The organism is Helicobacter sp. 10-6591 (assembly GCF_003288805.1).
GTDB lineage: Bacteria > Campylobacterota > Campylobacteria > Campylobacterales > Helicobacteraceae > Helicobacter_F.
In genome coordinates, this window is sequence record NZ_NHYK01000002.1 from 65,475 (window position 1) to 78,986 (window position 13,512).

A 13,512-nucleotide genomic window follows, 5' to 3' on the forward strand; every position below is an offset into this window, starting at 1 on the left:
GTAAAAATTATTTACTTTGAATATTTTTTGCGCTCGTATTTCTACCTGCAGAGATAATGTCTAAAAACTGCTCTTTTTGTAAGCTTGCACTTCCTATTAGTACGCCAGAGACATTTTCTAAAGCAAGAATTTCGCTAGCATTCTTTGCATTCACACTCCCACCATAAAGTAGAGGAGAATTAGTCACAGTTTTAAGATAGGCATGTGTCTTATCTATATCCTGTATGCTAGCGCTAACCCCTGTGCCAATAGCCCATATAGGCTCATAAGCTACTACAAGATTTTCATACCCACTATCAATCCCTACAAACTGATTATGCAAAAACTCCTCTACTCTTCCACTCTCTCGCACCTCCAAACTCTCACCGACACAATAAAATATCTTAAAACCTTCTTTTGCAAAATAGTCAAATTTTTGCGCTAGCATTTTTTGATCTTCATAAAAAAGAGTACGCCTTTCACTGTGTCCAATCAGAATACTCTCTATCCCAAATTCTTTGAGTTGCTCTAGTCCTATCTCTCCTGTAAATGCCCCATTGAGGGCTGGAGTAGCATTTTGCGCACCGATACTAAGATGTTTGAAGTTATTATCAAGTAGTGCAGAGGTGTTTGGAAAAATTTGTAGAGGGGATTGTATGTCTTGGAGTAGAGAATCTAAGTCTGCAAGATACTTATGAGTAGCTTGACGCGTAAGATTGCATTTGAAATTAGCCGCTATGAGTTTCATACAATATCCTTAAAGAGTGAAATTACCAATGTTGTAAATTCTTATATTCAAGATTCTTATCATTGGGTTTGAGGTCTTTGTGTAAATCCTCCAAATTTGGCATAAAAAGCTCTACAGAATTTTTACTAGGCCTAGAGAGAGCTTGTATTTTTTGTTTTTTGATAATCTTTGCAAAGCTTCCTTTGTTTGCAGCCATGTCTTGGATGTATGCAAGATTATTCTTGCTTTGGCTAGTAGGATGGAGTTTTAATGCATATTTATAAGCCTGAATACTCTGTGGCAAATCACTGAGCATAAAAAAGCTATTACCCAGATTGTGGTAAATCTTGGCATAAAATGCTTGTGTCTTAAACTCTTGCTTGCAGGGCAAATCCAATGCTTGTTTGTAAAACTTGAGCGCACTTGCAAAAATACCCAGTTTGTAGTATGTATTAGCAAGATTATAAGCACTCTTACAAGTCTGAGATTCTCTAAAAAGCTCTGTGTAAATCTCTAAGGCTCTTTCATAATTGTTGGACTGATACAAAATATATGCTCGAAATTCACTCAAGCTTCTCTCTACAGATATGGCTTGCGCAACCCCAGCAAGAAAGCAAAACACCAACAAAACTCTCACTCTAGATTCCAATCAAGGGGTTCTTTTTGGCAGGAAAGCCAATACTGCTTAGCTTTTAAAAATACATCACTTCCCACAAAACCTCGTGCCAGAGGGCTTGGATGTGGTGCTGTAAGTATGCAATGTTTTGATTGATTGATAAGCGAGGCTTTTTTCTTGGCGTAATTTCCCCATAGCATGAAAACAATCCCTTCAAAATTCTCTGATAGTACCTTAATGACTTCATCGCTGAAAGATTCCCATCCAAAGCCTTTATGCGAAGCTGGTTTGTTTGCTTCTACGCTTAGAATCGCATTCAATAAAAGCACGCCACGCTCTCCCCAGACACTCAAATCGCCATGATCTGGAGGGATAAATCCACAAGTACGCGCAAGTTCTGTGTAAATATTTTTCAACGAAGGAGGTGGAGGCAAGGGCTTAGGGACAGAAAAACTCAAACCCATAGCTTGAGGTACAAGTTTTAAGCCATCTTTGCATGTCACATTGATAGCGCCATGATAAGGATCTTGGCCTAAGATCACGACCTTCACATCTTTAGGTAAAGTAAGAAAAAACGTTTTAAAAAGCATACTTGGGGGTGGGTAGAGAGTTTTACCTGTCTTTAATTCTGTAAGATAGGCTGTTCTTATATTTTCAAAAGTCTGGCTTTCTAAAAAACCACGAAGCAAGACTTTCCATTGATTTGGTAGCTTGATAGAATCTAGATTTGCCACTCTGCTTGCTACCAAAGATATTTATTCAATAATTTTTGGGACGATGAAAAATCCATCTTCTTTGAGAGGTGCATTTTCTAAAATATCTCTACCAATACCATTGTAAATAACTTCATCCTCACGAAGCGGTGTCTTAAGAGTTGTGGTAGGACTTGGGAGAGATGTAGTGCTGAGACTCTCTAGATTCTGTACAAATTCTAAAATCTCGCTCAATTGTGCCTTTATCTGCTCTTTCTTTTCGCTAGGAATTTCTATCATGCCAAGCTTTTGGAGTCTTGCTAAAAGGGTATCATCAATGAGCATTTTGAGGTCTTATTTGTGTGTCTTGCGGTACTGCAAAATCATCGCATAGGCTTCATCTTTCAAAAGCAGCTTTTGCTTTTTGAGGACTTCAAGTTCTATATCTGAAAGTAATTCTTCGCCACTTTCTATTTTCTTAATCCTATCATCTAGTTCATTGTGCTCATCAAAAATCTTTGCAAAATGTGCGTTTTCAGTTTTTAGCTTGCTTACTTCATCTCTGTATTCGTGAAACATACTATCTCCTTTGAAATATGCGAGAGATTATAAAGGAATTTGCCTTTAAGAGAAAATAAATCATTGCAATCTACTTAAAACATGTCTTCTAACAACCCGCTGTGTATTAGAGGTGACAGGATTCTTGACAGATGAGGTAATGTCGAGTAAATATAACGAATCTTCGATTGCGTGCAGTCTTGCACTTACTTTGTAACCTTTCTCAAACTCCATTTCTAACAACCCGCATTCACCCACTCCCAAATCTCGCAAACATACCAACCCAAAATCATAAGCATTCTTTGCGTAAACCTCTAGCTGCGTCTTAGCATGGATATGACTGAGTGGAGCTATCGGAGAGAGGATAAAAATATATTCCAAAAACATCGCTACAAAAATCAACATAAACACAGCATAAAAACCAACAAATCCATTTTCTACCTTACTTTTACCCATCTTGCTTCCTAACGCATCGGCACAAAATCCCCATGTTTTGCTACAAAACTCGCACCCTTAAAGCACCTGTGATTCTGACAAAACAAGAATTCCACCATTTCGCCCAATGTTGATGAATGAGACATTTTGAATGCAAATTTTGTAACAGAATCTAGTAAAGCTTCGCCATTAAAGAAAATTTTATCTTGAGCAAGATGCACTCTCACTTTTTGTTGCTCTAAAGGCAAAATTATCTTGCAAGTATTCAAAGGGGCAGAATCTAACTCTATAGTTTTATTATTTGCGGCTTTAATCTCTGCAATTTGCTCGATTACTTGAGAATTAGGATCGCGGCAAATGAGTGCTATTTTTTCATTAGCTTTGTATCCCGTGTTTGGGAGATGCGATGCAAGAAAGAGTGTCTTGTCCTGAATCTGCAAAATCTCTAGCGGAACTTGTGGCAGCAAAAGACCAGAATCCTTAGCAGCAAAACGTGCAAACTGAAAATCTTTAGTGCCATACCCAAAAAGCCTCTGTCTATCAATCAAATAAAACTCAGCACTTGTGCTAGAGAGCTCTAAAGCAACAGATGATGAGAGAAGATTCTGGATTTTTAAGAGTGCAATTTGTGAATCCAATCGCTTATGTATAGAAGTGGTATAAAAATATTTTGTAAGACTAAGAGTGCTATTTGCACAAGCAATACCAATCACACCAAAGATTACTATGCTATAAAGCAGCTCTATGCTAGCAAAGCCATATTTGAGTTTGCGTTGAGAAGTCTGCATTTATTTACGAGCTTGTTGGACTTTAAGAAAATGCAACGAATAAGGCAAAGAGGAATCTTTGTATACGACACAAGATTGGATTGCAAAAGTCTTATGAGAAATTTTCATATCCACAGAATTACAAGGGATCAAATCTGCAGACAAAATGTCATGTAAACTACTAATTTCAGCCTTTTGCATACCCAGACGATGAGAAGAAAAACGCACAACACTGAAAAGAAGCAAAAGTGCAAAAGCACACATCACTAAGGCATTCAAACATTCAATAAGAATAAATGCTTTTGTTTTGTTGGTATCCATCTGGCAAGTCTCCAATAAAGACATTTTCCTCAAAATACACTTTTTGTAAAACATCTCCATCCAAATATTTGATATTAAAACGCATTTTATAGCGTCCAATTTTGACTACACCAAAATTTATACAAGGACGAAAAACAATCACTTCAGAATCTGGAGGGTTTTGGCAAAGCTGTATATGTATAGGGACAATATCGCTACTAAAACCTTCAATATCTGCATCTGCACTCAGTATAGTGTATGATGATTGTATGATAAGAGAAAAACTCGGGTTGGTAATATCAACAAAATCACTTTGTGTAACTAAACGATTTTTGCTCTTCTCATACGCAGACTTTAAGGGCAGCTTTGCAAAATCTGTTTGCAAAAATACTTTTGAATCCGCCTCAAATGCCCTCTGTGTAAGCAAAATATCATTGATTTTCTCATCAATCACTCGCTTTTTGTCACCATAGCTTAGCTCATCACTCACAGGATTTTTCACGGCAATGACCACACCTACACAAATAATCACAATGCCAAAGGCAATGATTCCAATGATTGTTAATGGCCAATAGTTTTTCTGCACTTCTTTCCTTTCAATTTCGAACTCACAAACACAAAACCCAACAAGCCAAAAATACTGAGCAGCATGAAATACATGCTAAATTTCACAAAACCTCTAGAACCACTTTCATCACGAGGAATATTGCTCACCAAACTCACTTTATAATAGCTAGCTACTAAATCTGCTGCTTCGCTGTAGCCATTAAATACAATAGCTGAGATCCGCGCAGAATCTAAAATCTCTCTTGGTTTTGGCAAAAGTGGCGCCATATATTCAAAAAACACACGCTCATCATCAAATACATCTTTTGGCTTTAGTAGAATATCGATTTTGCGCTCTTTGGTATAAAAGAAAAACACACCATAAGGCTCATTGCTATAAGACTTCAAAAAAGCATCTTCAAAAGCACGCAAGGAAGTGAAGTTATATACAAACCCCGAAGTGCAAAGCAGTGGTGATTGCACACCCAATAAAACTTTTGTATTCTCACACACACGCCCGCTATCATCTATTATGACAACCTGTAAGCGAAATCCTGTTTTTTTATACAATTCATTGCCAAGCGTATTGATAAATTCTCTTGTGTTTGGTTTGAGTGAAAGTTTTTCATCAAGCAAAATGGGATGGATTCCACCTTGAGCGTAGAACCCAAGACAGAGAAGAAAAATGAGTTTTTTAAACATCAAGTCTTAGGTCATATGCAAGAACAAATCAGGCATAAATGGCATAGCAATAGTCGTAAGAATAGTCAAAATAATGAGGACAAAAAGAATCTTTTCTATAAATGTAAAATTCATCGCCTACTCCTTGACATTTTTATAATACATAGAAGCGTCTTTGACTTCTTGAGGGATATTGCTTGGATTCTCTATTTTGTAGTAGTTTGTGGCTTGAACTTGCTGGATAGATAAAGCACGAGTAGCCAGACATGCTGCAATTCCTAGCAGCACAACCACAACCAATAAAAGCCCTGCAAGTCCATTGATTCCAAATAATTTATCCATAAATCCTCCTACTCTTCAGCATTAAGTGATTGTATATAGGCATTTAACGCTTCTTCTTGTATGGATGCAAAATTGGCATATCCGAACGAAGGCATAATTCCTATTTTGCCTCTTTTGCCATTTTCTAAAACATGTTTTAGAAATGCTGGTGTGCCATAAGTGCTCAAATCTGCAGCCATACCTTCCATTCCCTTACCATCATCACCATGGCAAGCCACACAGCCCATATCTACAAACAATTCTCTGCCTTTATCTACTTCATTCTCGAATTTTGTATTCTTGAGTGCAGAAATCTCTTTCATCACAAAAGCAGCGATTGCCCTAGCATCATCATCACTCATCTCAATTGGTTCCATAGCACCCATTGCATAACCCAATCCATCGCTACCATTTTTGATGGTCTCAATAATTCCTTCTTCTTTACCCCACACAAGGAGATTTTGTGCTTTACCTTCCATGCCATCAGCATTTGGACCATGACAATGGGCACATTGTACTTGGAATATGCTTGAACCCATCATTTCAAGCTTTTCTTGCGAGAGGCTAGCCCAAGTCTTTTCGTATGAGGCGTTATAATGGGCAACTTCTTGATTGTATTGGCCAATCTGTGAAAAAGATCTGAGTGGATATCCTGCAAAAAAATACCAAAAACCCCAAATAATTACACCGATAAAACATGCTACCCAACCTACTGGAATATTATTTGCAAGCTCACCAATACCATCCCAAGTATGATCTAATTGTTCCTCACTTTCACTTCTTGAATCTTTGATCTTCTTGAGGTACAACCCCGTAATAAAAATTGTCAAAATAAGGATAACCGCTGCCCCTAGCAACGCTAGAGCATTTACACTATCTGATAAATTAAACCATTGCATTCTGACTCCTTCTTATTTCTTCTCTTGCGACTCGATAAGAGCATCATCTAAAGCATCTTTGAGTGCTAAATCTGCGTATTTTTCATAATCTCTCTTGCCTGTTCTCTGCGCAGAATACAAATGGTAGATATAACCATACAAGAACACAACACACACAAAAGTAGAGAGCGTATAAAGCACGCTAGCATGCTGGCTTATAAATCCTATGAATGTATCCATTTTCACACCTCTATTATTTGGCTGGTGCTCTACGCGCTTGACTTAGACTTTTCATATAAGCAATCAATGCAACAATTTCTTTTACTTCACCTCTAGCATATGCATCTTTGACACCTTTGTTTGTCATTTCATCGACTATGACCTTTGCCTCAGCCATAAAAATCTCTCTTGCCTTAGCAAGCGATTGTTTGTCGCCTTTTTTGTATTCCTCAGCACCAATCTGCACACCGTTTGGTACATCATAAGGCACATTGAATACAACTTTTTGCGTATAGGCTTCTGCAAAAGCTGTTTCAAAATCCACATTTTTGTGATAGAGATGTTTGTAGGCAGGCATAATAGATCCTGCCACACGAGAAGTAGGCTCCCACATATGTCCATCATGCCAATCTGTAGCAGAGTTTCTGTCACCGATTCTATGTAGATCTGGCCCTGTCCGCTTTGATCCCCACAAAAATGGTCTATCGTATGCATACTCACCACTCAGACTGTATGCACCATATCTATCTGTCTCAGCTTTAAAAGGACGTACGAGTTGCGAATGGCAGTTATAGCAACCCTCAGCAATATAGACTTGCCTACCTGCAGTTTCTAGCAAGCTATAAGGTTTGAGTCCTTCTATTGGACGTGCAGTCTTTGCAAATCCGGGTAAAATCTCCACAAGTCCTGCTATAGAAAATACACACACAAAAGCAAGCGTAAAAAAGAACGGATTTCTCTCTAAAAAACTAAACATAACTCACCTCCCTTTATTTAAGCTGCCATTGGTGTAGCATTCACAGGTTCCTTCTCTAAGATTCTCCCTGAAGAGATAGTCATAAATATGTTGTAGATAAACAAGACAAATCCCACCAAATAGAGCAATCCACCAATAGCACGGATGTAATAAAAAGAGATGATGTTATTGACTGTATCAATAAAGCTATAAATCAAGCTTCCAAATTCATCCACACTTCTCCACATCATCCCTTGAGTGATTCCTGCAATCCACATACTTGAGAAATAAAGGATTATGCCTATAGTCATCACCCAAAATTGTGCTTCTATTATCTTTTTGGAATAAATCTCACGCTTAAAGATTCTAGGCACCATATGATAGACAGCTACAATAATCATAAAGCCTACCCAGCCAAGTGCCGCATCATGGACGTGTCCGATAATCCAATCTGTAAAATGCGCTAAGGCATTGACTGAACGTATTGATTGGATTGGACCTTCCAGAGTAGTGAGCATATAGAATGTAGATGCAAGAATAAGGAATTTGATTATTGGAGATTCTTTTATTTGATTCCATTCACCGCGCATGGTAAGAAGCATATTAATAGCTGTTCCCCAAGAAGGCAAAATCAAAATCACAGAAAACACTGAGCCTAATGTCTGAATCCAATCTGGAGTGGTTGAGTAAATAAGATGGTGTCCGCCTGCCCAAATATATACAAACACCAATGCCCAAAACGAAAAAAGCGTGAGTTTGTAAGAGAAGATTCTCTGCCCTGATTCTTTTGGTAGAAAATAGTAGATAAGCCCGATTATACCCGTTGTGAATACAAATGCCACAGCATTATGCCCCCACCACCATTGCACCATTGCATCATTTGTCCCGCCATACAAAGAAATCGAGTGGAATATACTTCCTACGCCCGCGATGATTCCAGTGGGTATCGCAAGATTATTGAAAATATACAATGTTGCAATTCCTGTAAACGTGGCAATAAAATACCAAAGCGAGATATAAATAACTTTCTCTCTCCTCACACCCATACTGCCAAATAAACTTATACCCCAAAGCACCCAAACAAGCACAACTATAATATCAAGGGGCCAGATAAGTTCTGAATATTCCTTAGATTGTGTCATTCCACCAAAGAGCGTTACAACAGCCAATACCATAAGTACCATATACAGCCAAAAATGCACCAACCCAACAGCTTTCAAAAATGGGTGTTGGTGGTAAGTGATTTTTAGCACTCTCTGTCCCAAGTAATACCAAGAAGCCCAAATACCACTTAATGTGAAACCATAAATAATGCCATTTGTATGTAGTGGTCGTATTCGTCCAAAAGTCCCATATTCTGCAGCTAAATAATTGAGGTCTGGGATTGCTAGCTGAAATGCAGCCACGACACCCAAAAGCAACCCAACAAAACCAAACAGCAAAGTCGAAAACACAAACAACTTTGCTATCGAATAATCATACTCTAATGCACTGCTTTGCATCTCTTAAACCCCCATTCATAGAATAATCTTGAATGCTATCAGTTTCTAAATTAAAGCTGTATTAATTTTTATTCAAGGACAGCGAAGATTAGCCTACCCAATGGAGGTGCTGGAATCTCTCTTTGATTCTTGAACCAACCTTAAGATTGCTTACAAAGGTATAGTTGGTTCCACTATCTTGGACAAGGATTCTAAGCTCTCTCTCTCCAGCATATTCGGTCGCCATGTCTTTGATCTCTTTAAAAAGCAAAGGATTTGTGTCCTTATCATCAATAACAAGTACCAGAGGCGTGCAAACATCTATTACGCTTGGCATAAGATCAATATCTGTACTTTGGGATTGCTCTGTAGATTCTTGGGATTCTTTTTGCTGTTTTGGATTCTCTTTTTTAAGAGAGACACTTTGCGTACTTGCGTCTTGGAGAGAGAATACACCAAAGATTCGTACATTTTTTTTCTCTTCTCGTTCTTCAATTTTGCATTTAAATGCAATCGGTACGCCTTTTTGGATATCTTCTTGCATGGATTCTAAAGTATTCAAATGTCCTTCAAAAACCATAAAACTGAGTTTTCCTCCATAATCTAAAAATTCTACACCCCCATAAGCAGAGCCTTTTCTGCTTATTTTTCGCTTAACTTCTAGCACTTTGCCTACAAGCATACATTGGCTACCTATTGCTAATTGGCTAATATCGCTGGATTTCACAACGCCTTTTATAGCCTTTAATTCATTTTTAAATTGGTCAAGTGGATGACCATTGACATAGATTCCCATACATTCAAATTCATAATCCAATTTTGTATTTATGTCGTATTCCGGACAATCCATGAATTTAAAAAGCACGGTATTGGTATCAATCGCATCTTCCAGTGTTCCAAATAGAGAATCTGAGAGTAATTCTTTGGCCTTGTCTTTATTACGTCCAGCCTCACAAATATCCTCGATATAATGAAGCATGCTTTTACGCGAGTATCCTAATCCATCCAAACTCCCGGTTTTAATAAGTGGCTCAAGACTTCTTTTTGTGAATTTAGAAAAATCCATACATCCCACAAAATCTTGCAAATCTTTATATTTCCCTTTCTTCTCTCTATACTTGATAATGTCCTCGATAGGCCCTTCACCAAGCCCCTTGATAGCACTAAGCCCAAACACAATCTTTTTGACCCCATCAAACTCACTCACACTAAAATCGTTATCAGAATGATTGATATGTGGCGGGACGACCTCTAACCCCATATTTTTCACTTCCTCTATGTACTTTGCTACAGATTCTACGCGTGCCGTCTCGCTTGTAAGCATTGCTGCCATAAATTCGTGTTGGTAATAAGTTTTAAGATAAGCAGTCTGATAAGTAAGCATTGCGTAGGCTGCAGAATGGGACTTATTAAACCCATAGCCTGCAAATTTCACAATCAACTCCCACAAATCCTCCGCTTTCGCTCTATCATAACCCTGCTTTTGTGCTCCATCGGCAAATTCTTTTTTTAATCGCAGCATTTCATCAATTTTCTTTTTCCCCATAGCTCTACGAACCAAATCCGCTCCACCAAGCGAAAATCCTCCGATTTTTTGCACAATCTGCATAACCTGCTCTTGATAGACAATCACCCCATAAGTAGATTTCAAAATAGGCTCTAAAGAAGGGAAAGGGTAAACGATTTTTTGTTCTCCGTGCTTGCGTTTAATAAAATCATCGAGCATGCCAGATTCCATAGGTCCTGGGCGATAAAGCGCTAGCATCGCTACAATATCCTCAAATGTACTAGGCTTTAGCCTCCGACTTAGGCCTTGCATACCGCTAGATTCTATTTGGAACAAGCCTAAAGTATTCCCTGTTTGTATAGTCTCAAATACCGCTGGATCTTCCATTTTCATCGTCGCAAAATCGATCTCTTTACCATAGAGCTTCTTGATAAGCTTTAATGTATCATCAATCACAGTTAAAGTTTTGAGTCCTAAGAAATCGAATTTGATCAAATCGACAGCTTCAAGCCAATCCATATGGTACTGCGTTACCACGCCTTTGACTTTGTCATTTGTAAAAAGTGGCACCTTATTCCATAGCTCTTCTTGGGAATCTATAACAATTGCAGCAGCATGAATTCCAGCATTTCTATTAAGACCCTCAAGCTGCATTGCTGCTTCCCATACTTTTTGCGCCATTTGATTGCTATTTACAAGTTCGCGTATTTTTGGCTCTTTTTCCCAAGCACCATCCTTTTCTGTACCATCTTTGTCTGTGTATTTTGTAAGTGTGATTTTTAATTCATTTGGCACAAGCTTTGCAAAAGAATCTGCCTCTACAATAGGCATGCCCAATACCCTTGCAGCATCTCTTATAGCACCCTTAGCAAGCATTTTATTAAAAGTAATCACTTGTGCGACATTATGTCTGCCATACACTCCAATTACATAATCAATCATCTCTCCTCGTCTGCGTTGGCAAAAATCCATATCAATATCAGGCATACTCACACGTTCAGGATTCAAAAACCGCTCAAAAAGCAAATCATATTTGAGTGGATCAATATCTGTGATTCTTAAACTATAAGCCACAAGACTTCCTGCTGCTGAACCTCTTCCAGGACCAACAGGTATGCCATTTTGCTTAGCAAAATTCACAAAATCCCACACAATCAGCATATAACCCGGAAATTTCATATCAGTAATGACCTTGATCTCATGCTCTAATCTTGCATGATATGTTTCATGTAGCTCAGGAGCAATATTTTGTAATCTCTCTTTGAGGCCTTCTCTACATCTATGCGCAAAATACACAGAATCATCGATAGATTCTAAATCTACCCCCAAAACAGAATCTAAGCCTTCATTTTGTGCATAAAGTCGAGTGTTTTTAAACTTTGGTGGTGTGGCTGGCGAATTTTTAAGCAAGATTTCGCCTGTGTGTTTATTTTTGATCTCCTTGTTTTTAAGACTAAGCTCTAAATTGCATTTGTCTGCGATTTCTTGGGAATTTGCAATAGCTTCAGGAATATCCAAAAAAAGCATTTGCATCTGCTCTGCTGATTTGACATAAAATTCTTTCACAGAGTGCTTTAGCCTATCTTTTTGTTCTAGGGTTCTTCCCATCGCTACACACATCGCTACTTCTTGCGCACTAGCATCTTTTTGTAATGTGTAGTGCGTATCATTAGTGGCTACAACCTTAATACCAAGCTCCTTGCCTAAACGTAAGATTTGCCCATCGATGAAATGTTGATTATCAATCCCATGGCGCATAATCTCAAGATAAAAATCTTCGCCAAAGATATCTTTATACTCAAGCGCAATTTCTTTAGCGACCTCATAACCTCTAGCCCCGTGCATCACATTGCGCTCATTTTGTGTATTCAGATGCCAATTCACCTCACCTTGTAGGCAAGCAGAGGAGCATACAAGTCCTTGGCTATATTCGCGTAAAAGTTTTTTGTTAATACGTGGATAGTAATAAAATCCATTGATATAAGCTTGAGAGCTTAAATACATAAGATTTTTGTAGCCTTGATAATTCTTTGCATAAAGACATAAATGGAACCTGCGCAGATTTTTATCACCCAGAGAATCTGCATTGTGTAAATACGCCTCCATACCAATAATTGGTTTTATACCCTCTTCTTTCATTGCTACATAAAATTCCAACGCCCCAAACATATTTCCATGATCAGTCATCGCTACAGAGCTCATACCCAACTCTTTTATACGCTTTGCAAGATTTTTGATTTTGTTTAACCCATCAAGCAGAGAATATTCTGTATGCAGATGCAAATGCGTGAAACTCATAGCGACTCCTTTGTATTAGATTTATTGAATACAATTATAAAAAAATGTCTTTTTGATTCTTATTAAGCCTTATGGAAGTTAAGGAATCTCCATCTTTGCGTGATTCTTAAAGGAAAATTATGAGATTTGTATGCATTCTATTTTGTTTATCTCTTGGTTTTTATGGTTGTGTAAATTTAGCACCAAAAGCCCCACAAGTTTCAGAATCTAAGACAACAAAGCCTAATCCACCCATCGCAAAACAGCCCACAGAATCCACCCCAACAAAAGATTCACAAATAACCATTTTAGAATCCCAAAAGGACACTCCAAAAGCAAAACAATACAAACGCAACTCAGGTATATTGAAATTTGACTTTTCAGAGATTACAGCAGAGTTTGGAGATAGTCTAGAGCCTTATTCTAAGATTGATAACTATACAGGCACGATACGCCTCCACCATGATAATGGAAATATAGCTTGGGAAATAGACTTTAAAAATGGCAAACAAGATGGCTGGAGTAGGTGGTTTTATACTAATGGAGCGCTACGAACAGAAATGTTTTTTGTCGGTGGAGATGCTAATGGGGATTATAGATGGTTTTATCGTAATGGAGTCTTGCGAGAGGAGGGCGCTTATGAAAATGACTTAGCACAAGGCACATACAAACTTTACGCGCCAAACGGGAAGCTGGAAGCTCTTATAACCTACAGAGACGGCGAGGAAATATCAAGGCGAATACAAACACAGTGACACCACTAAATACAGAGATATTTAGTAATTAAACAAC

Annotated in this window: 17 protein-coding genes; 1 reads left to right on the plus strand and 16 read right to left on the minus strand. The window is 38.1% G+C overall.

Annotation, left to right across the window (positions count from 1 at the left end):
- Positions 1–7: 7 nt before the first annotated feature.
- The 16 genes from CCY97_RS01045 to dnaE form a co-directional block, all read right to left on the minus strand.
- A complete protein-coding gene (locus CCY97_RS01045) occupies positions 8–727 on the minus strand; it encodes a triose-phosphate isomerase (RefSeq protein ID WP_112063640.1) in 720 nt (239 codons plus the stop codon).
- 22 nt (positions 728–749) lie between these two features.
- Positions 750–1,343: a tetratricopeptide repeat protein gene (locus CCY97_RS01050; RefSeq protein WP_181562776.1), complete on the minus strand. Its 594-nt coding sequence runs from the start codon at positions 1,341–1,343 to the stop codon at positions 750–752.
- Positions 1,340–2,056, minus strand: a complete 717-nt coding sequence (ung, locus tag CCY97_RS01055) for a uracil-DNA glycosylase (RefSeq protein ID WP_112063642.1) — start codon at positions 2,054–2,056, stop codon at positions 1,340–1,342. The genes CCY97_RS01050 and ung overlap by 4 nt, the downstream gene beginning before the upstream one ends.
- Positions 2,057–2,077: 21 nt before the next feature.
- The gene (gatC, locus tag CCY97_RS01060) at positions 2,078–2,359 is read right to left on the minus strand and encodes an Asp-tRNA(Asn)/Glu-tRNA(Gln) amidotransferase subunit GatC (RefSeq protein WP_112063643.1); all 282 of its coding nucleotides are present in this window, start codon (positions 2,357–2,359) and stop codon (positions 2,078–2,080) included.
- A gap of 9 nt (positions 2,360–2,368) precedes the next feature.
- Entirely contained in the window at positions 2,369–2,593 is a 225-nt protein-coding gene (locus CCY97_RS01065) for a YdcH family protein (protein ID WP_112063644.1), read from the minus strand.
- Positions 2,594–2,653: 60 nt separating this feature from the next.
- Positions 2,654–3,028: a hypothetical protein gene (locus tag CCY97_RS01070; protein ID WP_112063645.1), complete on the minus strand. Its 375-nt coding sequence runs from the start codon at positions 3,026–3,028 to the stop codon at positions 2,654–2,656.
- A gap of 8 nt (positions 3,029–3,036) precedes the next feature.
- On the minus strand, positions 3,037–3,795 hold the full coding sequence (locus tag CCY97_RS01075; RefSeq protein WP_112063646.1) for a hypothetical protein: 759 nt from the start codon (positions 3,793–3,795) through the stop codon (positions 3,037–3,039).
- On the minus strand, positions 3,796–4,095 hold the full coding sequence (locus CCY97_RS01080; protein WP_112063647.1) for a hypothetical protein: 300 nt from the start codon (positions 4,093–4,095) through the stop codon (positions 3,796–3,798).
- Positions 4,058–4,660, minus strand: a complete 603-nt coding sequence (locus tag CCY97_RS01085; protein ID WP_112063648.1) for a hypothetical protein — start codon at positions 4,658–4,660, stop codon at positions 4,058–4,060. The genes CCY97_RS01080 and CCY97_RS01085 overlap by 38 nt, the downstream gene beginning before the upstream one ends.
- Positions 4,636–5,322 carry a hypothetical protein gene (locus tag CCY97_RS01090; protein WP_112063649.1) on the minus strand — a complete coding sequence of 229 codons (687 nt, stop codon included), beginning with the start codon at positions 5,320–5,322 and terminating at the stop codon, positions 4,636–4,638. Before CCY97_RS01090 ends, CCY97_RS01085 begins: the two co-directional genes overlap by 25 nt.
- Before the next feature lie 117 nt (positions 5,323–5,439).
- On the minus strand, positions 5,440–5,643 hold the full coding sequence (locus CCY97_RS01095) for a DUF4006 family protein (protein ID WP_112063650.1): 204 nt from the start codon (positions 5,641–5,643) through the stop codon (positions 5,440–5,442).
- Positions 5,644–5,651: 8 nt separating this feature from the next.
- On the minus strand, positions 5,652–6,521 hold the full coding sequence (gene ccoP, locus CCY97_RS01100) for a cytochrome-c oxidase, cbb3-type subunit III (RefSeq protein WP_112063651.1): 870 nt from the start codon (positions 6,519–6,521) through the stop codon (positions 5,652–5,654).
- 12 nt (positions 6,522–6,533) lie between these two features.
- A complete protein-coding gene (locus tag CCY97_RS01105; protein ID WP_112063652.1) occupies positions 6,534–6,740 on the minus strand; it encodes a cytochrome c oxidase, cbb3-type, CcoQ subunit in 207 nt (68 codons plus the stop codon).
- A 13-nt stretch (positions 6,741–6,753) separates the two neighbouring features.
- Entirely contained in the window at positions 6,754–7,476 is a 723-nt protein-coding gene (gene ccoO, locus CCY97_RS01110; protein WP_112063653.1) for a cytochrome-c oxidase, cbb3-type subunit II, read from the minus strand.
- A gap of 17 nt (positions 7,477–7,493) precedes the next feature.
- Positions 7,494–8,957, minus strand: a complete 1,464-nt coding sequence (ccoN, locus tag CCY97_RS01115; protein ID WP_112063654.1) for a cytochrome-c oxidase, cbb3-type subunit I — start codon at positions 8,955–8,957, stop codon at positions 7,494–7,496.
- Between the two features lie 88 nt (positions 8,958–9,045).
- A complete protein-coding gene (gene dnaE / locus CCY97_RS01120; RefSeq protein ID WP_112063655.1) occupies positions 9,046–12,741 on the minus strand; it encodes a DNA polymerase III subunit alpha in 3,696 nt (1,231 codons plus the stop codon).
- 119 nt (positions 12,742–12,860) lie between these two features.
- Here dnaE and CCY97_RS01125 point away from each other — a divergent pair, with 119 nt between their 5' ends.
- Positions 12,861–13,475: a toxin-antitoxin system YwqK family antitoxin gene (locus CCY97_RS01125; RefSeq protein ID WP_112063656.1), complete on the plus strand. Its 615-nt coding sequence runs from the start codon at positions 12,861–12,863 to the stop codon at positions 13,473–13,475.
- Positions 13,476–13,512 lie beyond the last annotated feature (37 nt).